Origin of the sequence: Gluconacetobacter aggeris, assembly GCF_014174395.1 — a bacterium.
Lineage (GTDB): Bacteria > Pseudomonadota > Alphaproteobacteria > Acetobacterales > Acetobacteraceae > Gluconacetobacter > Gluconacetobacter aggeris.
Genome location: NZ_JABEQD010000017.1, coordinates 24938 through 48537 on the forward strand (window position 1 = coordinate 24938; position 23600 = coordinate 48537).

The following is a 23600-nucleotide window of genomic DNA, read 5'->3' on the forward strand; positions in this document are numbered from 1 at the left end:
GGCACCCGTTTGCGCAAGGGGCGGAACGACAAAAACCGTCCCTGCATGCCCCCTGCTCCCGGCGTACGAGGCTTCCGCCGTTACCAGATCTTCACCCGGTCCTCGGGCTTCAGATACAGCGTGTCGCCCGGCTTGACGTTCCAGGCCTTGTACCACGCGTCGATATTGTGCATGGGGATATTGACCCGCGCCTGCGGCGGCGAATGCGGGTCCGTCATCACCCGCTGGCGCGCGATGTCGTCACGCAGCTTCTGCCGCCAGACCTGCGCCCAGCCCAGGAACACGCGCTGGTCCCCGGTCAGGCCGCCGATCACCGGGGCCGGCTTGCCGTGCAGCGAGGCATGATAGGCATCCAGCGCCAGGGTCAGCCCGCCGAGGTCGGCAATGTTCTCGCCCATCGTCAGCTTGCCGTTCACATGCACGCCCGGCAGCACCTCGAACGCGTCGTACTGCTTGCCGAAACGATCGGCCAGCTTGTTGAAACGGGCCTCGTCATCCTTCGTCCACCATTCCTTCAGGCGGCCCAGATAGTCGAACTTGCGCCCCTCATCGTCGAAGGAATGCGTCATCTCATGGCCGATCACACCACCGATCGCACCATAATTGATCGCCGGGTCAGCCTTGGGGTTGAAGAAGGGCGGCTGCAGGATCGCGGCCGGGAACACGACCTCGTTGAACAGCGGGTTGTTGTAGGCATTGACCGTCTGCGGGGTCATGTCCCACTCGTCACGATCGACCGGGTGGCCCAGATGCCCCAGCCAGTAGCGCCATTCGAAGCCAACGGCGCGCCCGGCATTGCCATAGACATCCCCCTGCTTGACGACGAGCGTCGCATAATCCCGCCAGCGCTTGGGGTAGCCGATCTGGATGGTGAAATGATCCAGCTTCTGTAGGGCTGCCGCACGCGTCTCCGGGCCCATCCACGCATTATGCTGCAGCCGCACGCGGAAAGCCGCCTTCAGCTCGGTGGTCAGCGACTCCATCATCCGCCGGTATTCCGGCGGGAAATAGCGCGCGACATAGGTCTGGCCCAGTGCCATGCCCATCGCATTGCCGGTGGCGGTCACGCCGCGTTTCCACCGGTCGGGCAATTGCGGCTGGCCGCCCAGCGTCTTGTCGTTGAAGTCGAACGATGCCTGGACGAAGGCCTTGGGCAGATAATGCGCTGCATTGTCCACCAGGTGGAAGGCCAGCCAGGCCCTCAGCGTATCCAGGGGGGTTTCCGACGCAATGCGGGCCTCGCCGATGATGGCATCGGGCTCGCCGACGATCAGCGTGCCCGATTTCACGATCGTCTCGGGCAGTTCGGCGCCGGTCAGATAGGCCGCCCAGTCGAAGCCCGGCGCACGCTTGGCCAGGTCGACGACCGTGATGGGGTTATAGATCTTGTCGGGATCGCGCAGGTCCTGCCGCGCCCAGTGGACCTGCGCCAGCCGCGTTTCGAATGCCACGATGGCCTGGGCCTGCCGCGCGGCATCCGGCCAGCCGATCAGGGTCAGGGCCTGCTGGACATAAGCCTGATAGGCGGTCTTCTTCGCCGCCAGTTCAGGCTTCAGATAATAATCCCGATCCGGCATGCCCAGGCCTGCCTGGTCCAGCATCAGCGCGTAGACGGTCGGGTCCTTGGCGTCCGGCTGGATACCCAGCCCGAACAGCGAATACTGGAATCCCGTCTGGGCGCGCCCCAGCAGGGTGGCGAAGGCGGTCCGGTCGCTCACCGCGCGCACGGCATCGAGGTCCGGCGCCAGCGGCCGGGTGCCCTGGGCCTCGATCCCCTTCTCGTCCATGAAGGTCGCATAGAAGGTGCCCAGCTTCTGGTCGACCGTCGCGGGCTCGGCCACCGGATGGGCAGACAGGTCGTTCAGAATGCCCTGCACACGCTTGCGCGACAGTTCGTGCAGCATGTTGAACGGCCCATAGGCCGTCATGTCGGGCGGGATGACGATGTCGTGCACCGCGTGGCCGTTGGCGTAGCCAAAGAAATTGTTGCCCGGCGCGATCGACAGATCCCGTCCGGCCACGTCGAAGCCCCAGGCCCCGTAGGACGGCGCGTCGGTCCCGTCGGCAACCTTCGCCGCCACGGCCGGTTCGGCCGCCCGCGTCCCGCCGCTCCAACTCGCCGCCATCAGCAGCGCGGCGCTGCACAACCATGCGCGCCGCGCCGAACCGCTCCGCCCATATCGCCTGGAATCCGACATCCCGTTTCTCTTCATTCTATTACGAACGGGATACAGTATGACGGTTTATTTGCGGTGCCCAGCCCGCGATCCAGCGGTTTTCACAGGCTCCGGCGGACGCGCCAGCGCCGCCACGCGATAATCGAATGCCATGATGCCCGCCAGGTACGGCGCCGCGAACGCCTTGAAGGCATCATGCGCGGGATCGAAGAAGCCCGGCTGGGTCACGACCGGCCGGCCGACATAGTAATTCCGGTCCCCTTCCGAGCGGAAACTGACCAGGAACCCCATCTGGTACCCCTCATCCACGCCCTCGCCACCGTTCTGGAAACCGGTCTCGATCGATTCGACCACCGGGCGGCCGTCGGGACGGTGGGAATCGGCCGCCAGCTCCAGGAAACGCCGGGCGATCTCGGCCTTCTGAAACGGCGTCACATCCTTGAGGAAGCGGAACAGCACCACATGCCGGACCAGCCCCGGCCGAAAGGCGGGCGCGGTAAAGGCCGCGACCCCCACCTGGGCCAGGTCCTGCTGTACCGCGACGGCGGCGGCATCGGGGGGCAGCGGCGCTGCGGGCGATGTCGCGATCGGCAGGGAATAAGGCTGGGCCAGCACAGCCTCCGCCGGGCATAACGCCGCCACGGTCAGGCCGAGGCTCGCGGCCGCGATCATTTTGCGCACCAACATCGTCACTCCCTCCAGGTTCCTGTCCCGTCAGGCCAAGGCCGCCTGACGCGCGAATTTCTTCTGCCGTATGCGAATGAGATGATACACGCCCCGCGCGACCAGTTCATGCACCCAGCCATGCGGCGTGATCCCGATGGTCTTCAGGACCATGCCGGTGACGCGCACGGTGTGCCTGGGCTGATAATAGCGCATTGCCCGCGCCATATAGGCCGCAATGCACCGGCCATGGTCGTAAGGAATGCCGGCCGGCTCGTTGGTGGTGTGGTAGGCCGAGGCCAGCTCGTCGTCCTCGCTCTCCGTCACCCGGCCCAGCGCGATGCGCATACGCTGCCACACACCCAGCTTCTCGCGCTTCAGGTAACGGTTCATGTGATCGTAGAACAGCTTGAAATGCCTGTATTCGTCCGCTGCGATCTGCCGACAGATCGCCTTCAGCAGCGGCTCCTCCGTCGCATCGGCCAGCGCGGTGTAGAAGGACGACGTCCCGGTCTCCACCATGCAGCGCGCAATCAGTTCCCCGGTGCGCGACCCGCGAATGGACCGGTCGACCTCCAGTTCCAGCTTGTACGATGTCCGGTAGCGTTCGAACGCCTGCGGATAATCCCATGACGGATCGGCCAGCATCGCCCACCGCCCCAGGGCGTCGCCATGCTGCACTTCCTCGATTGCCCAATTGTCCGCCGCCTCGCGGAAGGCCGGGTCATCGAAGAACACATTGTTCAGATAGAGCGCATAATCCACGCCGTTCCGTTCGACGACCGACGCCGCCTTGACCAGCTGGACGATGTCGGGATCGACACGGGCCGGATCGAAACTGTCCCAGTCCATCTGCTCAATGCGCCAGTGTTTCATCGTGCTCCGTCTTTCATGCCGTCCTGCCCCGTTTCCCTCTTTCCCGCCCTTCCGTGCAGAAGGGCATATACGAAGCCTGAACAAGTCCTTTTCAGCTTGTGAGATGGCATAAACCGTCCAATTATGCCATGCAGACGATCGCTGGCGCATACGCGACCGGCGCACCGCCCGGCTTCCCCCTGGCGCAATGACAACAAACGCGGATCATAACCGTATGAACATACACGAATATCAGGCGAAAGCCCTCTTGAAGGGATTCGGCATGCCCGTGCTGGACGGGCGGGTCGTCCGTTCACCCGACGAGGCCCTGGTGGCCGCCCGCGCGATCGGCGGCCCGATCGTGGTCGTCAAGGCGCAGATCCACGCCGGCGGCCGTGGCGCCGGCCATTTCGCCGATGATCCCGGCGGCAAGGGCGGCGTCCGCCTGGCCCGCACCCCCGACGATGCGCAGCAGGCCGCCGTCGCGATGCTGGACAGCACCCTCGTCACCCGCCAGACCGGTCCGGCCGGCCGCATCGTCCGCCGCCTCTATATCGAGGCCGGCTGCGAGATCGCGCGCGAGCTCTATCTCTCCCTGCTGGTCGATCGCGCCACCGGCCGCATCGTCATCGTCGCGTCGCAGGATGGCGGCATGGCGATCGAGGACGTCGCCGCCGCCACGCCCGAACGCATCCTGAAGGAATCGATCGACCCCGCCACCGGCCTGTCCGACTACCAGGCCCGCACCCTCGCGGCCCGGCTGGACCTGCACGGCCGCTCGATCCGCGCCTTCACCACCGTCCTGCGCGCGGCCTACGAGGCCTTCGTGTCGCTGGACGCCGCGATCGTCGAGATCAATCCGCTGGTCGTCACCGGCTCGGGCGACCTGGTGGCGCTCGACGCCAAGATGAGCTTCGACGACAACGCGCTGTTCCGCCATCCGGAACTGGAGGAGCTGCGCGACGAGAACGAGGAAGACCCCCGCGAGCGCGAGGCCGCGCGCCACGGCCTGGCCTATGTCGGGCTGGACGGCACCATCGGCTGCATGGTCAACGGCGCCGGCCTGGCCATGGCGACCATGGACATCATCAAGATGGAGGGTGAGGAACCGGCCAATTTCCTCGATGTCGGCGGCGGCGCCACGCGCGAGCGGGTGGCGGCGGCGTTCCGCATCGTGCTGTCCGACCAGAAGGTGCGCGGCATCCTGGTGAACATCTTCGGCGGCATCATGCGCTGCGACATCATCGCCGAAGCCATCGTCGCCGCCTCGCACGAGACGGGCCTGCGCGTGCCGCTGGTGGTCCGCCTGGCCGGCACCAATGTCGAACGCGGGCAGGAGATCCTGTCCCACTCCGGCCTGAAGATCATCCCGGCCAACGATCTGGGCGACGCGGCGCGCAAGATCGTCGCAGCCGTGCGCGCGGAAGGAGTCGCCTGATGTCCATCCTGGTCCATAGCGATACCCGCGTCATCACCCAGGGCTTCACCGGCGCCCAGGGCACCTTCCATTCCGAACAGGCCCTGGCCTACGGCACCCGACTGGTCGGCGGCGTCACCCCCGGCCGGGGCGGCGAGACCCATCTCGGCCTGCCGGTCTTCGATACGGTGGCCCAGGCCTGCGCGGCCACGCGGGTCGATGCCAGCGTCATCTACGTGCCGCCCGCCGGCGCCGCCGATGCGATCCTCGAGGCAATCGCCGCCGGCGTGCCCCTGATCGTCTGCATCACCGAAGGCATTCCTGTGCTGGACATGGTGCGCGTGCAGCAGGTGCTGCACCGGTCCGACAGCCTGCTGATCGGCCCCAACTGCCCCGGCATCATCACCCCCGGCGAGTGCAAGATCGGCATCATGCCCGGCGCGATCCACCGCCCCGGCAAGGTGGGCATCGTCTCGCGCTCCGGCACCCTGACCTACGAGGCCGTGGCCCAGACCACAGCGGTCGGGCTGGGGCAGAGCACCTGCGTCGGCATCGGCGGCGATCCGGTCAAGGGGATGGATTTCATCGATGTGCTGGAACGCTTCATCGCGGACCCCGACACCGATTCGATCATCATGATCGGCGAAATCGGCGGCACGTCGGAAATCGACGGCGCGACGCTGATTCGCGACAGCGGGACCCGCAAGCCGGTCGTGGGCTTCATCGCCGGGGCTACCGCCCCGCCGGGGCGTCGCATGGGCCATGCCGGCGCGGTCATCACCGGCGGGCACGAAACGGCCGCCGCCAAGATCGAGGCCCTGCGCGACGCCGGCATCCACGTCTCCGCCAGCCCGGCCCTGCTGGGTCAGACCCTGCTGGACGTGCTGACGGGCCACGCCTGACACATCCCCCCGGTCCGCCCCTCGGGGCGGACCGATCAGGCCTCCCGCAGACCGCGCGATGTCGCATTGACGACCAGAACATGCCCCCGACATGCTCCCCGATCACGATCTCCAGGTCCGGAAACCGCAATCTCAGCCGCTCGTGAGGCGCCAGAAGCCGTTCCCGCGAACGGTTGATCAGGGCATCATGACCGCATCAAGCCCGTTGCGTTCGAAGAGGGCATTCATCGCCTGAGGTGTGCGGGCATGCGCGACCGGATGCCCCACCAGGCCGAAAGGCTTCGTGTCCCACCAATCATCATCAGCCCTCCGGACATTCTTCACGCAGGGAACGTCGGATATTCAGACACCGAACCGTCCGGCCAGCAAAGCCAGCCATATTTTCCGCACTCGATCCGACGCCGGGACCAGTAACAGCACATCGTCATCGCGATAATGATGCGCGCTGCCGCCCCGTCCGAGAACCTGTATTTCACCTGAAAGGGCGGGCCTTGCCGCCAAAGCCGCCTAAATCCGCGGAGCAGCCAGATCCGCCAATCCGCACCCCATCTCCGCATTGAGGGACCGCGCGGCCAAAGAGAATGGAAGCCAGTAAAGATCTATTCCGTCACGGAGCGGATAGCTGCACCTGTGCCAGACGAATATGCGCCTCACCAAGCTCACCCTTGCGGATCATATTCTTCACTGTCGCCACGGATACGGCAGGCGACTTCATCTTGGAGCGGGGATTCGTCTCGTTGTCGTCCTCGATAAAGGCATTGGTTGACGGATCGAGATAGCCATAGGCACAGAGATACGGGTTACGCACGTCGGCCATGACGGCTACGACATGATAACGCGTCCTCCCGACCCAGTCCTCGGCGATCGAGCTCTGATCGACGCCAGGGTAATTAAAAGTCACTCCGATGGAATGGAAATAATCAAAAATACCGCCCATGAGAGCGTTTACCAGACGAATCTTCTTCGGATTGAATTCAAACCCGTAGTAGAAATAATCCTGATAGATCGTTTTTTCTTTTGGAAGAGAATTCTTGTTAACCAATCCCAGGATGCTCTGCATCGTGGAGGGGGTGGGCTTTATCCTGAGCGGCCGATCACGAAAAATCATGGCGCCCCGATGGTTGTAAAAGATCGGGATAATAATGTGTTTCGGATCACTACTCATAGAATCGCCTCCCAGGATACGAAATATCAGACTTTTCCCATCCCGGGCAATGGCCTGACCCCTGAGGATATCTTCGCTGACCGGCCTGTGAAGTGTAAAGAGACCAACGAGAGCCCATGCCTTTCCATCGGCACGAACCTAAAACGAATCACCCGTCCTGTGGCCCTGCGAATTGCCTTCCCCGACCCGCTCGCCCATCCCTTGACGCTCCGCCGGCGGCCTTATATTCAACATCCGGTGATTTAATGTACGCAAGGAAGCGCCGCATGCAGCAGGCGCTCGACGCCACCCTGGCGCCGATTTCCTCGTCGCGGCCCGGCTGGGAAAGCAACTGAAAAGGATCAGCCAGAATGCGCGTGACGATCGAAACATTGACAGGCGAGCGCATCATCCCGGTCCTTCCGGATCTCGCCCGCCTGCGCATCGGCGTCTTCCGCGACTGGCCCTATCTGTATGACGGAGACGTGGCCTACGAGGAAAAATACCTCCAATTCTATGTCCGCAGCGAAGGGGCAGCCGTCATCATCGCCCGCGACGGCGACAGCGTGGTCGGTGCCTCCACCTGCCTGCCGATGCGGGACGAACAGGAGGCCATTCGCGCGCCTTTCGAAACACGGGGCCTGAGCACGGACGATTTCTTCTATTTCGGCGAGTCCGTGCTTCTCGATGCCTATCGCGGCCAGGGGCTGGGCGTACGCTTCTTCGAAGAGCGCGAACGCCATGCTCTCACGACGAGCCTGGCCAATTTCGCGACCTTCTGCTCGGTGCGCCGTCCGGACGATCATCCGGCCCGCCCGCCCGGCGCCACCACGCTGCACGCCTTCTGGGCCCGACGCGGCTTCCGCCCCCTGCCCGGCGTGACGTGCGAACTGGACTGGAAAGAGCCGGGTCACGCCGAAGAAACGCCCCACACGCTCGATTTCTTCATCAAATCGCTTCGCGGCGCACCGATCCCCGCCAGCCTCGAGATGCAGGAGCATGATGCATGAACAAACCAATCCGACTGGGCGTGCTGGCCTGGGAAGTGGCACGCAATCACACGATCGAGGATTACGCCCGCCATCTGGACGCCCTGGTGGCAGAAGCCGCGCCGCACGCGGACCTGCTGCTGATGCCGGAATATTCCTGCATGGAAGCCGCCGCCGCACTGACCGACCGGCCCGATCCGGCGGCGGAACTGGCGGCCGTCTGCCGGTGCAGCGACGCCATCCTGAACATCATGCGCGAGACGGCACAGCGCCATAAGGTCTGGCTGATGCCCGGCACCCTCCCCCGGCCCGAGGCCGCAGGGGTGCGCAACCGCGCCCCCCTCATCGCCCCGGACGGTCAGGTCGCCTTCCAGGACAAACACGTCATGACCCGGTTCGAGAATGAATCCTGGGGCGTGCGCGCGGGCAATCCGCCCGGCGTGTTCGAAACCCCGTGGGGCCTGATCGGCACCTCGGTCTGCTATGATTCGGAATTTCCGATGCTGGCACGCGCCCAGATCGAGGCCGAGGCCTGGCTGATCCTGGTGCCCACCTGCACCGATTCCATGCATGGCTTCAACCGGGTACGGATTTCGGCGCAGGCCCGCGCGTTGGAAAACCAGTGCTTCGTCGCGGTCTCGCCGACCGTGGGCGACGCGCCCTGGCTGGCCACGCTGGACGAGAACCATGGCTGCGCCGGGGTTTACGGCCCGGTCGATCGCGGTTTCCCGGCCGACGGCATCATGGCGGAAGGCAAGCTGGACCAGGGCGGGTGGATCTTCACGACACTCGACCCGGCCACACTGGACGCGGTGCGCGAAAACGGCGCCGTGCGCAACTGCCGCGACTGGCCGGTCACGGTTCCCGTCGCCCGCCGCATCCCCTTCTCAGCTTAGGAAAACCCATGTCAGCCGAACAGACCCAGGCGCTGATCCACGCCTATTACGACGCCTTCAATCGCGAGGATATCCCGGCCGTCCTCGACCTGCTGACCGAGGATGTCGTCCATGACATCAACCAGGGCGGGCAGGAGACCGGCCGCCCCCAATTCGAAGCCTTCCTGCGGCGCATGGAAGGCTTCTATCGCGAGGCGTCGAAGGATCTCGTGATCATGACGACACCGGACGGCACGCGCGCCGCGGCGGAATTCATCGTCCATGGCACCTATCTGAAGACCGAACAGGGCCTTCCCCCGGCAACAGGCCAGACCTATGCCCTGCCGGTCGGTGCCTTCTTCCAGATCCGGGGCAGCAAGATCGCGCGCGTCACCAACTATTACAATCTTCCGCTATGGACGAAACAGATCAACGCGGCATCCTGATCGTCCCCGGCCTGGCGGCGCAACGCGCGGCGGCTCGCCGCCAGACCGCATTTTCGGTCGGGTTCTCAGGCCGCCAGTATCATCGGCAATACGTCCGAGATCAGCCGGCGCGACAATTCCGCCTCGTCCCCTTTCGAAAGCCCCCGCCGGCGCATCATCAGCAACGGCAGCATCACGGCCCCCATGACCATCATCAGGGTCAGTTCGGGCGATCCGTCATGGCGCAGCAGCCCGTCCGCCCGGGCCTCCTGCAACAAGGGCAGCATCGCGTCCTGGTATGGTTCCCAGATTTCACGCATGATATATTCCTGCCGTTCCCCAGGCTGGCTCATCTCGTCGGAGAGAAATTTCGCCAGTTCGGGAATATCGCAATTGGCCGTGATGAAACGCGTCAGTCCTTCGCGCACCCGTTCTTCGGTGGGCCCCGATGCGCCATGCAATTCCTCGATCGACCGGCGCGCAGCGGCCAGGCGTAGCGCAATCTCGTCCACCACCGCCTTCCACAGGGCGAATTTCGAGCCGAAATGATGGGAAATCAGCGCGGGATCGACGCCTGCCTCATCCGCGATCTCCCGCAGCCCCGTTCCGTCATAACCCTTCCGCGAAAACCCATGCAGGGCCGCGCCGAGCATGGCGTCGCGCGCCGCGGGCGTTCCCTTCGCCGGGCGTCCCCTGCGTCGACTGAGCGGAGTATGATGGAACGGCACCAGATCGTCCTTGTTCAGTGTCGAGCCGTCCATCCTAGCATCGCCGGAGCGCGCTTTCTATTCGTTCGCCCAGGAAAACGGGGCATGGCCACTGGCCGCCCCATTCATTCAACGGTCAACGATTTTTTTCTGCAAGGCCCTGCCTGCCCTCCTGGACAATCGAAACAAGCCCTGACAAGCCGACATGGGTGACATACCCCTCGCTTCTGTGGCACAGCGTTGTCCCTTCGAGGCTGTTTCAAAAGCCCCGCCGGCTGGGCTTTCGAAACAGCCTCCTATCGCCAACAGTCCAGGAACCCGCCCGATGCCCGATGGTCTCATGCCGGCCGCATCGCCCGCTTTCGCCGATCCGTCCCTTCCGCCGGTGCGCACCGACTGGACGCGCGACGAAATCGCGGCGCTGATCGCCCTGCCCTTCCCCGAGCTGCTGTTCCGGGCCCAGAGCGTGCATCGCGCCCGCTTCGACCCCACCGAGGTGCAGATCTCCACCCTGCTCTCGATCAAGACCGGCGGCTGCCCGGAAGATTGCGCCTATTGCCCGCAGAGCGCGATGCATGAGGATGGCGGCGTCAAGGCCAGCCGCCTGATGGCGGTGGAAGCCGTGCTGAAGGAAGCCCGCGCCGCGCGCGATGCCGGGGCCGCGCGCTTCTGCATGGGCGCCGCCTGGCGCTCGCCCAAGGATCATGATCTTGAGACGGTCTGCGCCATGGTCGAGGGCGTGAAGGCCCTGGGCCTGGAAAGCTGCGTCACCCTGGGCATGCTCGATGCCCGCCAGGCCCAGCGCCTGCGCGATGCCGGGCTGGACTACTACAACCATAATCTCGACACCTCGCCCGAGCATTACGGCAACATCATCTCCACCCGCACCTATCAGGACCGGCTGGACACGCTGGCCAATGTCCGTGATGCCGGGATCAATGTCTGCTGCGGCGGCATCGTCGGCATGGGCGAGGACGAAAGCGACCGCGCCGGCCTGATCGCCAGCCTGGCCAGCCTGCCCAGACACCCCGAGAGCGTGCCGATCAATCTGCTGGTGCGCGTGGCCGGCACCCCGCTGGCCGAGGCCGAGGCGGTCGACCCGATCGATTTCGTGCGCATCATCGCCGCCGCCCGCATCGCCATGCCCGCCAGCCGCGTCCGCCTGGCCGCCGGGCGCGAGGACATGACGGACGAAGCCCAGACCCTGTGCTTCCTGGCCGGCGCCAACTCGATCTTCTACGGCGAGAAACTGCTGACCACCCCCAACCCCGAAGCCAGCCGCGACGCCCGCCTGCTGGCCCGCCTGGGCATGCATACCAGCCTCGTCCAGGCCTGACAGGCCAGGCCGCCGGCGATCACCGATCGACCGGCGGCTCCCTGACGATCACGGGCGCATTGCGCACCGGAAAATTCACGGATCGCGCGATAAAGCACAGGCCATGAGCCTTCTCATGCAACGCCCTGGCCGCTTCCACATCCGACCCGGCCGAAACCGTCACACGGGGGCGCAACGTGACGGAGGTGAACTGCCCGCCCCCGTCCGCCTCTTCGACCATGCAGCCTGCCGCATCGTCTTCATACGCCGTCACCACGATACCGGCCTGCGCGCATAGGCCCAGAAACCACAGCTTGTGGCAGGCGGACAGCGACGCGACCAGCAACTCCTCCGGATTCCATCGGTCGGGATCGCCCCGAAAGGCAGGATCGGACGATCCCGCAATGACAGGTTTGCCCTCCGCGACAATATCGTGGGCACGTTCATATCCACGATAGTTCCGCGTTCCAGCACCGGTATTGCCGGTCCAGCGCACCGTGACCGCGTAGTGATGCGTCTTGTCCGCCATATGGCGTGTCCTTTCATGCTTCAAGGCCGTCTCCGCCACCGCGAAAACCGCCCCCCTCCATATCGTGCGACGCGGCGCCATGATTTAACGCTTGCGTCCGGGCACCGCCTGTCCGAAATCACCCCCATGGCCTATATGATCAAGGAGATGTTCGCGACCCTCCAGGGTGAGGGCGCGTATGCCGGCCGCGCCGCCGTGTTCTGCCGTTTCGCCGGATGCAATCTCTGGTCGGGGCGGGAGGCCGATCGCGCGGGCGCGACCTGTCGTTTCTGCGACACAGATTTCGTCGGCACCGACGGCGAAGGCGGTGGCCGTTTCGCCGATGCCGCCTCCCTGGCCGACGCCATCGCCGCGACCTGGGCCGCACCAGGCCGCGACCACGCCTTCGTCGTCTTCACAGGCGGCGAGCCGCTGCTCCAACTCGATGCAAAGCTGATCGCGGCGGTACACGCGCGCGGCTTCGAAATCGCCATCGAGACCAACGGCACCCTGGCCGCCCCCGAGGGCATCGACTGGATCTGCGTCAGCCCCAAGGAAGGTGCCGCGCTGGTCCAGCGCAGCGGCCACGAACTGAAACTGGTCTACCCCCAGCCCGGCCTGCCGCCCGAAGCGGTGGCCGATCTGGACTTCCAGCAATTCTGGCTCCAGCCGATGGACGGCCCCGACCAGGCCCGCAATACCCGGCAGGCCGTCGCCTATTGCCGCACCCACCCACGCTGGCGCCTGTCCCTGCAGACCCACAAGCTGATCGGGATTCCCTGATATGGCCGCATCGCTGACCCCCGCCGACCCGCAACAGGAAAGCGCGATCGTGCTGTTCTCCGGCGGCCAGGATTCCGCGACCTGCCTGGCGTGGGCATTGTCGCGCTTCGGCCGGGTCGAAACACTGGGCTTCGCCTACGGCCAGCGCCACGCGGTGGAACTGGAATGCCGCGATACGTTGCGCGCGGGCATGGCGGCGCACGATCCCGCCTGGGCGGCCCGGCTGGGGGAGGACCATACGCTGGCGCTCGACGCGCTAGGCGCGGTCTCCGACACCGCGCTGACCCGCGACGCCGCCATCACGATGAACGAGAACGGCCTGCCCAGCACCTTCGTGCCCGGCCGCAACCTCATCTTCCTGACCTTCGCCGCCGCCCTGGCCGCCCGCCGGGGCGCGCGGCACATCATCGGCGGCATGTGCGAGACCGATTATTCCGGCTACCCCGACTGCCGCGACGACACGATCAAGGCCATGCAGGTGGCGCTGAACCTGGGCATGGCCAGCCGGCTGGTCCTGCATACGCCACTGATGTGGATCGACAAGGCCGATACCTGGCGCCTGGCCGAGAGCCTGGGCGGTCCAGAGCTGGTCGCGCTGATCAACCGCGAGAGTCATAGCTGCTATCTGGGCACGCGCGAGACGATGCACCCGTGGGGCCATGGCTGCGGCACCTGCCCCGCCTGCGACCTGCGCCGCGCCGGGTGGGAGCGCTACATGGCGGGTCGCGCCGATGCTTGATCTGGTCTTCACCCGCCGCTTCTCCATGGGCCACCGGCTGATCCACGGCGCCAGCGAAAGCTGCGCCCTGCCCCATGGCCACAACGAATTCGTCGCCGTGCGCCTGCGCCCCACCGCGCCCCGCCCGCTGGACGGGTCCGGCAACATGGTCGTCTCCTTCCAGCGCGCCAAGTCGCGCTGGCACCGTTTCGTGGACGAACGGCTGGACCATGCCCTGCAACTGGCCGAGGACGACCCGCTGCTGGCCTGGTTCCGCGCGCACGAGCCCGAACGTGCCCGCCGCATCGTGGTCACCCCGGGCGACCCGACCACCGAACTGATGGCCTGCCTGATGATGGCCAAGCTGAACGCGCTGCTGGACGACGATGGCGGCCTGCTGCGCTGCGCCGAGATCACCTTGCAGGAAACCCCGACCAACACCGTCCGCTACGAGGGCGACCCGCTGGAGGCGCTCCCGACCCCGCGCCCCGCGACCGACTGCTGGTGGCGGCGCGCCGACGACAGCATTGCCGATGCCTGAAGCACCGATGGCCGCATCACCCCTCGCCGGTTTCGCCCGCTACCGCGCCGAATGGCTGGCCAATCCGGTGCGCGAAATCCTGGCCGGCATGGTCGGCACCTTCGCCCTGATCCCCGAAGTCATCGCCTTCTCCTTCGCCGCCGGGGTCGACCCGGAGGTCGGGCTCTACGCATCGTTCGTCATCAGCGTCGTCATCGCCATCGCCGGCGGCCGCCCGGCGATGATCTCCGGCGCCGCCGGCTCGGTCGCGCTGGTGGCGGCGGCGCTGGTGCGCGCGCACGGCGTGCAATACCTGCTGGCCGCCACCCTGCTGGCCGGCCTGTTGCAGATGCTGGCCGGCGCGGCACGACTGCACCTGCTGATGCGCTACGTCTCCCGCCCGGTCCGCACCGGCTTCGTCAACGCGCTGGCCATCCTGATCTTCTCGGCGCAACTGCCGCACATGCTCCATGTGACATGGCACACCTACGCCATGATCGCGCTGGGCCTGGCCATCATCTACGGCATGCCGCGCCTGTTCACCGCCATCCCCTCGCCCCTGGTCTGCATCCTGGCACTCACGACCGTCGCCACCCTGTGGCCCATGCCGGTGCACACGGTGGCCGATCTGGGCCGCCTGCCCGACAGCCTGCCGCATCTGGTCTGGCCGCAAGTGCCCTTGTCCCTGTCCACGCTGGAAATCATCCTGCCCTTCGCCGCCGCCATGGCGATGGTCGGCCTGCTGGAATCGATGATGACCGCCAGCGTGGTGGACGACATGACCGAAACCCACAGCAGCAAGCGCACGGAATGCGTCGGGCTCGGGCTGGCCAACCTTGCCGCCGGCCTGTTCGGCGGCATCGCCGGCTGCGGCATGATCGGCCAGACGGTGGGCAATCTGCGCTATGGCGGGCGCGGCCGGCTGTCGACCTTCGTCGCCGGGGCGTTCCTGCTGCTGATGATGGTGGCGCTCCGGCCGTGGGTGGCCCGGGTGCCGGTCGCCGCCCTGGTGGCGATCATGATCATGGTCTCGGCCAGCACCTTCTCCTGGTCGTCGCTGCGGGACCTGCGCACCCACCCGCGCGGGGCCAGCCTGGTCATGCTGGCAACCGTGGCGGTGGTGGTGGCAACCCACAATCTGGCGGCGGGCGTGCTGGTGGGCGTGCTGCTCAGCGGCCTGTTCTTCGCCGCCAGCGTCTCACGCCTGGTCACCGTCGAAGCGCACTACGACGCCGCCGGCGACACCCGCACCTACAGCGTGACGGGCCAGATCTTCTTCGCCTCGGCCGACCTGTTCGCCGAGGGGTTCGATACGCGCGACACCGCCCGCCATATCCGCATCGACCTGCGCCACGCCCATTTCTGGGACATCACGGCCGTCGGCACCCTGCGCGACATCGTCGCACGCATGGAAAGCCATGGCCTGACCGTCGAACTTCTGGGCCTCAACAGCGCCAGCGCCACACTGATCGATCGCCATTCAGATCTCAGCGTCGCGCCCCAGACCTGAGAAGCGGGCTATGAATGCGGGCTGGCCGCGGCTGCTCACCAGCCCACATTTCCAGTCCGGTTCCGTGAGGCACCACACGCCTCAGCTCGGCGGGGCCGGCTCCGCAAACGGGTCCGGCGCCCCGGTGACGATCGGCGCGCTGGCCGATTGCGCGTGCTGGCTCTGCGCGGCCTGAAGCGACAGAGCCGCAGCCCCACCGGAATCACCTGCCCGCCCCGCCGCGCGGGCGGCCAGGGTCAGCGCCCGCGCCATGCCGCGATAATCCACAAGCTGGCGCCGCAGATCGGCGGCATGAACAGCCAGTTCCCGCGCCGCGACCGGGTCCTGGGCCAGCCTCAGCCGGGCCTGCAATTCATCCTCGTCCGCCTGCCATTTGGCCGGCACGGGGTGCGGGTGCGCCAGATGCGCCACCGCCTGCGCCAGCGTCGCCCTGTCGCCCCGCGCGTCCGCGATCAATCCGGTCAGCAGACTGGCCTGTTCGGCAATCGCCGGATCGGGGCTCGCCATCGCACCGGCGGCCAGCGGCACCGCCTCGTCATCCCGCGACAGGCGGTGCAGGGCGGCCGCCTGCGTCAGGTCCAGCCCGGCATCGGTGCCCAGACGCCCCCGCACCGCCATTGCGGCACGCGTGGCCGCAATGGTGGAGAGCGCATCGGCCGGGCGACCCTGCGCCAGTTGCACCACCGCCAGATTATACCCCGCATCGCCGATCGCCCCGGCATCGTCCCGCGCCAGCGCGCGCGTGCCCGCCAGCCGGTACTGCGCTTCCGCGACCGTCAACCGGTCCAGCCCCGCCGATTGATGCCCCACATCCATCGCCTGTTCCAGCACCGCATCGCCGGCCGGCGCCGCCTTGCCGCCGCACCCGGCCAGCACCGGCATGGCCAGCACCAGCAGCAGGGCAGCCCGCCCGCATCCACCCATCATGGCGCGATCCTCCCGGCCGGCAGGCGGTTCGAGGGCGGCACCTTCGCCCCGCCGCCACCCAACAGCCACAGGCTGCGCAGTTGGTCCGTCAGCTTCTGCAGGCTGGCGGCAGTCGTCTGCGCCTGCGTCAGCAACACCGGCAGTTCGGCCGATGTCTCCTGCAGGTTGCGGGTGATCGCGGGCATGCTCGGGCTCGCCTTGCGCAGGTCGGCGGACATGGCACGGACATTGGCCATGCTGGCATCGGCCTTCGCCATGACCCCGGACAATTGCCGCTCGATCGGCGTCAACCGGGTGACGGCATCGTTCAGGGATGCGACCAGCGTCTCGGCCTCGCGCACCAGCTTGTCGTTGGTCATCAGTTGCCCGGCAGAACCCTTGCCGGCATGCAGGTCGGTAATCGTGGCATCCAGCATCGACATCATGTGCTGCGCACTGTCCAGCACCGGCAGGACGCGCGCACGGATATCGGCAAAGGTCTGGGTAACCATGTCGGCCGGATTGGGTGCGGGGTGCGCTGTCAGCACCGCGTAATGCCAGTCCATCGGCTGCCCGGTGCCACGCGTGATGTCGATATAGTTCGCCCCGGCCACCACGAACCGCCGCCGGATGGTGGCGGTACTGTCGCGGCGGATGAAAGGCTCGATATCCGGATCGATATCCGCAACCGCATACATGCCGCCCGCCGGATTGATGCGGATGCGCCGGATGGTGCCGGCACGAATGCCCACCACCTCGACGTCGTCTCCCGGCGACAGGCCGCTGACGCCGCCATCGGGCAGGACGATCTGCAACCGGCCGGCCGGTGTCAGCCAGTTATGCAGGATGCCCGCCTCGATCACGGCGGCCGAACAGATCAGCAGCGCCAGCAGCACCAGCAGCCCGACCCATTCGTCGGCATATCGCACGCGCACCAGTTGCCGTGTCAGGCCCTTCACTTGATCCTTGGCCATCAGCCCCCCCGCACCGGGAAAAGGCCTTCATCGAGAAGGCGCAAATGAACATTCACCGCCGGCCGGTAATCGGCCCAGGTCGCGGCATGGCGCACGAACCACATCACGGCAGCCCCCCGGTCACGGGCCGCAGTGATCGCCTCCAGAAACGCCACCGTCGCATCGGGCGGCAGCATGTCGGAAATGTCTTCCAGCACCAGCAGGTCAGGCCGGCCCAGAAAAGCCCGCACACAGGCTGCCCGCGCCAGATCGGACACGGACAGGCGCCCCGGACTGGTCACGGGCAGGCCCGGAAAACCGAAGATCATGCCAAGCTTCATCGCATCCGCCACCACGTCGCCGGTCGGACGGGTGGTATGATGCAGTTGCTGGAGGATGATGTTCTGGTGCGTGCCGAACAGGTCCAGCCATGACCCGCGCCGGGTGATCCGCCCGATTCGTCCACGCAGGGCATAAAGCTGCCGGTCCCCCAGTTCCATCCAGTCCAGCCCCATGAACCGTACGCTGCCCGATGCCAGGGCGACCATGCCGCTGCACAGGTCGGCAAACAGCGTAGCCCGCGTGAAATCCCGGCATTCGATGACGGCGCAATCACCGGGCATCAGCCGCAGGTCGACCGGCACCGGGGCCATGCCGCTTTCGTCGAATGAAGGCTGTGCGGCGCGAATGTCCAGAATCGGTCCATCTTGCGCCATGGCTCAGCCCCCCATGCTGAACAGGATATTGACGACCAGCACCGTCATGATCCCCCGCGCGAACCCGCGCGGCATCAGCGTCGCGATCGTGTCGTCCGCATCCACCAGCAGCCCGGTCATGCAGGCCCCCAACCCGACGAAGAAGCCGACCAGGATGAATTTCAGCGGAATGACCAGGAAATCCCACGATGACATCGCCATCAGCACATTGGCGAAGAACGTCCACACCGAGGTCGTGATCACACCCGCCGAGTGGGTAATGATGAAGCCCATCAGCAGCGATATGGTGGCGAACAGGATACCCAGCGTAAAGCCGCCGACCATGAACGCGAAGGTACGCGGCAGGACCAGCAGCAGGAACGGGTCCATACCCTGCGCCTGCAACGCCCGGATCTGCCCCCCCAGCGTCAGGATGCCGATCTCCGTCAGGACCAGCATCCCGCTACGCCCCAGCAGGATGATTCCGACCAGTACCGGCGAGATCTCGCGCACCAGCACCGACACCAGGATCGAGCCGGTCATCTGCGCCATACCGGCAAAACCAAGCCAGTAGACCGCCTGCGACACCACCATCAGACCCGCCAGCGTGGCGGTGACCATCGTACTCAACAGCCCGCCGCCTACCACCTGGCGCAGGCACTGGCGGAATTCCTCGCGCACGGTCCGCCGCCAGGAATTGGGGCGCACGCTCTCGCGCACTACCCCCCAGGCCGCGCCCACCAGCGCCAGCACGAACCGCACCTGATGGCGCGTCAGACGGCCGACCCACGCCAGCACCGGACGAACGCGCCCCAGGATCGACATCAGCCAACCCGACCGACTGTCCGGCGGGCTGTCCCCCGGCGCGTCGGATGGTACCGGCGCGGCCGTCATCGCCGCCCCGCCAGCACGTACGTGCGCGTCATGCCCGCATGCGGCACGAAGAAACGCCCCCGTTCACGGAACAGGAACCGCCCGCGCAGGATCTGATAAACCTCCTCCGACACCTGGATAGTGCCGACATCGGGCGCGCCCTGGGCCATCATCTCGGCCATGCCGATGGCATCGCCCCACAGGTTGAAAACCTTCGGGTCCTCGCCCAGCAGGCCGCCGAAAACCGGTCCGACATCGATCCCCATGCGAAAGACCGGGTCCAGATCCGCGCGCGACAGGATCGACAGCGACGCCTCGCGCATCACCAGCGCCGCATTCGCCATCCGTTCGGCCGCACCGGGGTCGGGGGTATGCGAACAGCCTGCCACGCAGACCAGCCGATGGCCCAGCATCTTGATCGAATACAGGCCGTAATCCCGCGCCACGGTCTGAAGCTGGACCGCCAGCGCCTCGACCAGCGCGATGATTCGCGCCGGATCGTCACGCGACGAGGTGATGATGTCGGCAAAGGTAATCACCATCACCGCCACGGCCGGGAACAGCCCTTCCACCACGCCGCCCTGCCCATCATGCTGGGTACTGCCCGGCGGAATCAGGAATCCGTCACCCAGCGAATGCTCGGCTTCCTCGGCCGGCGGCCCGGCCAGTTCTTCGGCTGCCGCCGTCACGGCACTGTAATGCTGGGCGGAGAATCGCGCCGCCACGACGCCCGCGATCATGGCCACGAAATGCGATACCAGACCGGCACGCGACGCATCCTCCAGCGTGATCATCCCGACCGGCCCCGAAGCCCCCAGGATCGGCGCCAGGAACAGGCTGCGACTGCCGAAGGTCCGCATGAACAGCCGATAAAAACTGACAGTCCGCTCATCGGACCCTGCATCGGGCACCGTGATCGCATCGCCATGCGCCACCAGGTCGAAGAAGGCCTGAAGATCGTTGCGCGACAGTTCGAAACCGCCCGAATGGGCATCATGGCGCGAATCATAGGAATCGACGCACAGCAGCGTGGCCCCGTCATGCATCAGGCGCCACACCGATGCCCGCCGGGCCGACGCCATCTCCGCCAGCCCGCGCGTCAGGATCAGCGCCTCGTCGGTCGGGTCGAACAGCGCCGGATAGCTGGCCACCGTGCGGAGCATCTGGCTCTCACGCCCCGAGATCGCGCGCAGTCCCTCCAACTCCGCCGACACGCGATCGGTCCGCCGCCCCTGGCGGAACAGCAACGCCCCCAGCACGGCCGCAAGGGCGACGATCAGCAGCGAGAACATCAAGTTCTGCCGGCCGTCCACCATCGCGAAATTCGCAAAATCGCTTTCCGGCGCAACCAGGATCAACACCCATTTCTTCGCCGTCGACGGCAGGGGCGCCGCCATGGTGACGAAGTTGCGCTTGCGGCTGCGGATCGAATGCGGACCATAGCCCTGCACGCGATAGACATCGAACGCCTGCGCCAGCACCGGGTAGCTCCGGGGGTCGAGCACCATCTTCGCCGGGTCCCAGTTCGCCTTCTTCGCCACGTCCAGCATGTGCCGGCCGGCCAGAAGATGCCCGTCCTGGTCGAGGATCAGCGCATGGCCGCTCTTGCCGATCTGCAGCGAATCCAGAAAATTCGTCAGCTCGTTCATCGACAGGTTGACGGCAAAGACGAACCGGCGGCCATCCTGCCCCTGATAGGCGATCGAGGCCGTAATGATCATCTGGCCCGTCTGGGTGATCAGATAGGGCGCCGACCAGTACAGCTTGCCGGATTCGGTCGCCCCCCTGAACCAGTCGCGGGTCCGCGGGTCGTAATCACCGGTCGGATTGCTCTCGTTGCGCAACACTCCGCCCTTCTCGTCGTAGAACTGATGGACGAACTGCGCCCCCGCCTCCTCGCCGGTCAGTTGCGTCGTCTCCAGCCCCTTGCCCTTGGGGTCGCGCTCGATCAGGTCGAAATGTCCCTCGGAATCGGCCAGGTAGAAGGAATGGACCTGCGGCACGTGCCGCAGCATGCTGCCGCCATAGGAATTGAAGATCTTGATGATCGCCGTCTGCGACCCATGCTCCAGCATGTCGCGCGCGATCACCGTCCCCGCCGTGGCCGGCCCCAGATAATCGCCCACTTCCTGCGCGATATAATTCTGCTCGCTGACCAGCAGGTCATGGGTCAGCGCCAGCGCCCCGGATCGGATCGACCGGTACGAATGCAGGGCGATCCCGCCGATGACCGCAACCACCAGCACGACGCCGAAGATGGGAACACCGACATGCAGCAGAAACCGCCTGACCTGGTCCGAACGGGCATCGGCGGGGTCCACGATTTCGTCAGCGTTCAATGATCTCTTCCCGGTCTGTTGGCCCAGAGCGCACAACGGCTGCTCCACCAGGATAGGCTACCGTCAACACAAAAACCAACCCGCCAGATGCGTGTCTGCCATCCACGGTCACGCAAACCAGATCGGCTCCTTGAGCTTTTCCAGAAAACGGCTGTGCGCCGCCAGTTCCTCAGGTGACGGCACGATCGGCCGGGGCGTGCGACCGATCACGCGCTCGTAGCTGTACGCGGCCGGGCCGCCTCCCCCATCCTCGACCATCAGGCCCAACCCGCGCTGCCGGCCCCCCATCAGTTCCAGATAGACCTCGGCCAGCAGGCGGCAATCGAGCAGCGCGTTATGCGTGGTGCGCGCCGACAGGTCGATCGAGAAACGCCGGCACAGCGCGTCCAGGCTGTTGGGCAGGCCGGGATAGCGTTCGCGCGCGATATCCAGCGTATCGACCATCCGGTCCAGCGACAGCACCGGCCGGCCGGCACGCTCCAGCTCCGCGTTCAGGAAGCCGAAATCGAAGCGCGCATTATGCGCGATCATCTCGTCCTGTCCGATAAAAGTCAGGAATTCGTCTGCGATTTCATGAAACCGCGGCTTGCCTTCCAGATCCGCCAGCGTAAAGCCGTGAACCTTCGTCGCTTCCTCCGGAATGTCCCGCTCCGGATGGATCAGCACCCGGAAATGTTCCCCGGTCGGTAGATCGTCGATCAGTTCCAGGGCAGCGATCTCGATCACCCGGTCCCCTTTCTTCGGGTCCAGACCGGTGGTTTCGGTATCGAACAGGATCGATCGCTTCATGGCGTTTTTCCTTCCGCGCGCAGCCGCATGCCATCTTCCGCGCGCAGCCGCGCGACCAGCCGCCGCACCCGGCGCATGGTATCATTCCGCGACAGGCCGGTGCGGATCACATCGTCCGCCCGGCGCCGCTTCTCCCGATCGGGCATCTGGCGCGCGATCACCGCCGCCACTTCGGCCGGCGCCATGCCCCGCCGCCTGGCCACCCGATAGGCCTGCACCTCCGGCGGCGCCGAAACCACGGCCACCCGGTCGCACAACCTGTCGCCCCCGGTTTCGAACAGCAACGGCACATCCAGCACCGCCCAGGAATGGCCCGCCCGCCGCGCCCGCGCCAGAAAACGGTCGCGCTCCTGCCGCACCATGGGGTGAATGATGCGCTCCAGCCCCTTCAGGACCGCCCGATCGGCGACGGCCGCACGCCGCAGCACTGCGCGATCCAGCATCCCATCCCGCACCGATCCGGGCACCAGCCGCCCGATCGCCGGCAGCGCCCTGCCACCCGGCGCCTGCAACGCATGAACCGCCGCATCGGCATCGAACACCGGAAAGCCGGCCCGCCGCAGCATCCGCGCCACCGTCGACTTGCCCATCCCGATCCCGCCGGTCAGGCCGAGAATGCGCATCGTCACCGCGCGAGGTCGGCGTCGAACAGCGCCTGGATCTCGGCATCGACCGCCGGATCGACACCGAACCAGCATTTGAAGCCCAGCCGCGCCTGATGCAGCAGCATGCCGGTACCGTCCACAACCCGCAGTCCCCGCGACACCGCGGCCGTCAGCAGCGGCGTCATGCGCGGCACATAAACAATGTCCGACACCACCATGTCATCCGGCGCACGCGTCAGGTCGGGCGTAAACACATCACCCGGCCCGCCATGCATGCCCAGCGACGTGGTGTTCACCAGCAGCGCGTGACCCGGCAGATGGTCCGTCCAGCCCGCCCAGTCGATCACCGAAACCGGCGCCGGCCCCTCCACCGACAGCGCCTCCGCCAGCGCCACGGCCCGGGTGGTGGTGCGGTTGGCGACCGAGACCGCCACGCCGCGATCCAGCAGGCTGGCGGCAACTGCCCGAGCAGCCCCCCCGGCTCCCAGCAGCAGCACCGGCCCGCGCGTCACATCCACGCCCTTCGCCTCCAGGCTGGCAACGAATCCGTCGCCATCGGTCGAATGGGCTTCGATCGTCCCATCCTGCGCAAAGACCAGCGTATTGACCGACCCGGAACGCACGGCCGAGCGATGCAGCCGGTCGGCGATCGCGAACGCCGCCTCCTTGTGCGGAATGGTCACGTTCGCTCCCCGGAATCCGGCTGCACGCAGACCATGCACCGCAACCTCGAACGCGCCCGGCCGCACCGGCAGCGGCACATAGGCGCCATCGATGCCATACCGGGCCAGCCAGAAATTATGCAGCAGCGGCGAGCGCGAATGGGCCACCGGCCAGCCGATCACCCCGGCCAGCCCGGTCGTCCCGCGAATCGTCAGCCGGCCGGGCTCGACCCGCGCCGAAGAAGAAGCATCCGTCACGTCACTCATACC

The 23600-nt window shown here is 66.3% G+C and carries 24 protein-coding genes; 10 read left to right on the forward strand and 14 right to left on the reverse strand.

Annotation, left to right across the window (positions count from 1 at the left end; all coding sequences use genetic code 11):
- Nucleotides 1-80: 80 nt before the first annotated feature.
- From HLH36_RS17450 to HLH36_RS17460, 3 genes are read right to left on the reverse strand one after another with little or no spacing between them, the layout of a single operon-like run.
- Entirely contained in the window at nt 81-2198 is a 2118-nt protein-coding gene (locus HLH36_RS17450; RefSeq protein ID WP_182987569.1) for a M13 family metallopeptidase, read from the reverse strand.
- 45 nt (nt 2199-2243) lie between these two features.
- Nucleotides 2244-2864, reverse strand: a complete 621-nt coding sequence (locus tag HLH36_RS17455) for a Dabb family protein (RefSeq protein WP_246377012.1) — start codon at nt 2862-2864, stop codon at nt 2244-2246.
- A 27-nt stretch (nt 2865-2891) separates the two neighbouring features.
- Nucleotides 2892-3716, reverse strand: coding sequence for an acyl-ACP desaturase (locus HLH36_RS17460; RefSeq protein WP_182987570.1), 825 nt, complete (start codon nt 3714-3716; stop codon nt 2892-2894).
- 214 nt (nt 3717-3930) lie between these two features.
- Between HLH36_RS17460 and sucC the strand changes: the two genes are divergently transcribed.
- Nucleotides 3931-5133, forward strand: coding sequence for an ADP-forming succinate--CoA ligase subunit beta (gene sucC / locus HLH36_RS17465; RefSeq protein ID WP_182987571.1), 1203 nt, complete (start codon nt 3931-3933; stop codon nt 5131-5133).
- Nucleotides 5133-6014, forward strand: a complete 882-nt coding sequence (gene sucD, locus HLH36_RS17470) for a succinate--CoA ligase subunit alpha (RefSeq protein WP_182987572.1) — start codon at nt 5133-5135, stop codon at nt 6012-6014. Before sucC ends, sucD begins: the two co-directional genes overlap by 1 nt.
- A gap of 607 nt (nt 6015-6621) precedes the next feature.
- Here sucD and HLH36_RS17475 read toward each other — a convergent pair.
- Nucleotides 6622-7179, reverse strand: coding sequence for a hypothetical protein (locus HLH36_RS17475; RefSeq protein WP_182987573.1), 558 nt, complete (start codon nt 7177-7179; stop codon nt 6622-6624).
- A 350-nt stretch (nt 7180-7529) separates the two neighbouring features.
- Between HLH36_RS17475 and HLH36_RS17480 the strand changes: the two genes are divergently transcribed.
- From HLH36_RS17480 to HLH36_RS17490, 3 genes are read left to right on the forward strand one after another with little or no spacing between them, the layout of a single operon-like run.
- Nucleotides 7530-8168: a GNAT family N-acetyltransferase gene (locus HLH36_RS17480; RefSeq protein WP_182987574.1), complete on the forward strand. Its 639-nt coding sequence runs from the start codon at nt 7530-7532 to the stop codon at nt 8166-8168.
- Nucleotides 8165-9043, forward strand: coding sequence for a carbon-nitrogen hydrolase family protein (locus HLH36_RS17485; RefSeq protein ID WP_182987575.1), 879 nt, complete (start codon nt 8165-8167; stop codon nt 9041-9043). Before HLH36_RS17480 ends, HLH36_RS17485 begins: the two co-directional genes overlap by 4 nt.
- 8 nt (nt 9044-9051) lie before the next feature.
- Nucleotides 9052-9468, forward strand: a complete 417-nt coding sequence (locus tag HLH36_RS17490; protein WP_182987576.1) for a ketosteroid isomerase-related protein — start codon at nt 9052-9054, stop codon at nt 9466-9468.
- Nucleotides 9469-9533: 65 nt separating this feature from the next.
- On the opposite strand, the gene HLH36_RS17495 is transcribed toward HLH36_RS17490, so the two are convergent.
- Nucleotides 9534-10208, reverse strand: coding sequence for a TetR/AcrR family transcriptional regulator (locus tag HLH36_RS17495; RefSeq protein WP_182987577.1), 675 nt, complete (start codon nt 10206-10208; stop codon nt 9534-9536).
- Between the two features lie 271 nt (nt 10209-10479).
- On the opposite strand from HLH36_RS17495, the gene bioB reads away from it, so the two are divergent.
- Nucleotides 10480-11490, forward strand: coding sequence for a biotin synthase BioB (bioB, locus tag HLH36_RS17500; RefSeq protein ID WP_182987578.1), 1011 nt, complete (start codon nt 10480-10482; stop codon nt 11488-11490).
- A gap of 19 nt (nt 11491-11509) precedes the next feature.
- Here the strand turns inward: bioB and HLH36_RS17505 are convergent, their stop codons facing one another.
- Nucleotides 11510-11998: an OsmC family protein gene (locus HLH36_RS17505; protein WP_182987579.1), complete on the reverse strand. Its 489-nt coding sequence runs from the start codon at nt 11996-11998 to the stop codon at nt 11510-11512.
- Between the two features lie 126 nt (nt 11999-12124).
- Between HLH36_RS17505 and queE the strand changes: the two genes are divergently transcribed.
- Genes queE through HLH36_RS17525 form a run of 4 tightly spaced genes read left to right on the forward strand, consistent with a single transcriptional unit; the run spans nt 12125 to nt 15508 of the window.
- Entirely contained in the window at nt 12125-12760 is a 636-nt protein-coding gene (gene queE / locus HLH36_RS17510) for a 7-carboxy-7-deazaguanine synthase (protein WP_182987580.1), read from the forward strand.
- A 1-nt stretch (nt 12761) separates the two neighbouring features.
- Nucleotides 12762-13499, forward strand: a complete 738-nt coding sequence (gene queC / locus HLH36_RS17515) for a 7-cyano-7-deazaguanine synthase QueC (RefSeq protein WP_182987581.1) — start codon at nt 12762-12764, stop codon at nt 13497-13499.
- The gene (locus tag HLH36_RS17520) at nt 13492-14019 is read left to right on the forward strand and encodes a 6-pyruvoyl trahydropterin synthase family protein (RefSeq protein WP_182987582.1); all 528 of its coding nucleotides are present in this window, start codon (nt 13492-13494) and stop codon (nt 14017-14019) included. Before queC ends, HLH36_RS17520 begins: the two co-directional genes overlap by 8 nt.
- Before the next feature lie 7 nt (nt 14020-14026).
- Complete coding sequence (locus HLH36_RS17525; RefSeq protein ID WP_182987583.1) at nt 14027-15508, forward strand: SulP family inorganic anion transporter; 1482 nt, start codon at nt 14027-14029, stop codon at nt 15506-15508.
- Nucleotides 15509-15589: 81 nt separating this feature from the next.
- Here the strand turns inward: HLH36_RS17525 and HLH36_RS17530 are convergent, their stop codons facing one another.
- From HLH36_RS17530 to HLH36_RS17565, 8 genes are all read right to left on the reverse strand, one after another.
- Nucleotides 15590-16435, reverse strand: coding sequence for a hypothetical protein (locus tag HLH36_RS17530; protein ID WP_246377013.1), 846 nt, complete (start codon nt 16433-16435; stop codon nt 15590-15592).
- Nucleotides 16432-17388 carry an MlaD family protein gene (locus tag HLH36_RS17535; protein ID WP_182987584.1) on the reverse strand — a complete coding sequence of 319 codons (957 nt, stop codon included), beginning with the start codon at nt 17386-17388 and terminating at the stop codon, nt 16432-16434. Before HLH36_RS17535 ends, HLH36_RS17530 begins: the two co-directional genes overlap by 4 nt.
- Nucleotides 17388-18083 carry an ABC transporter ATP-binding protein gene (locus HLH36_RS17540; protein ID WP_182987585.1) on the reverse strand — a complete coding sequence of 232 codons (696 nt, stop codon included), beginning with the start codon at nt 18081-18083 and terminating at the stop codon, nt 17388-17390. Before HLH36_RS17540 ends, HLH36_RS17535 begins: the two co-directional genes overlap by 1 nt.
- A 3-nt stretch (nt 18084-18086) precedes the next feature.
- Entirely contained in the window at nt 18087-18956 is an 870-nt protein-coding gene (locus HLH36_RS17545; RefSeq protein ID WP_182987586.1) for an MlaE family ABC transporter permease, read from the reverse strand.
- Nucleotides 18953-21274: an adenylate/guanylate cyclase domain-containing protein gene (locus HLH36_RS17550; protein ID WP_182987587.1), complete on the reverse strand. Its 2322-nt coding sequence runs from the start codon at nt 21272-21274 to the stop codon at nt 18953-18955. Before HLH36_RS17550 ends, HLH36_RS17545 begins: the two co-directional genes overlap by 4 nt.
- Nucleotides 21275-21382: 108 nt before the next feature.
- Nucleotides 21383-22063 carry a DNA polymerase III subunit epsilon gene (gene dnaQ, locus HLH36_RS17555; protein WP_182987588.1) on the reverse strand — a complete coding sequence of 227 codons (681 nt, stop codon included), beginning with the start codon at nt 22061-22063 and terminating at the stop codon, nt 21383-21385.
- Entirely contained in the window at nt 22060-22686 is a 627-nt protein-coding gene (coaE, locus tag HLH36_RS17560) for a dephospho-CoA kinase (protein ID WP_182987612.1), read from the reverse strand. The genes dnaQ and coaE overlap by 4 nt, the downstream gene beginning before the upstream one ends.
- 2 nt (nt 22687-22688) lie before the next feature.
- Entirely contained in the window at nt 22689-23597 is a 909-nt protein-coding gene (locus HLH36_RS17565) for a shikimate dehydrogenase (RefSeq protein WP_182987589.1), read from the reverse strand.
- Nucleotides 23598-23600 lie beyond the last annotated feature (3 nt).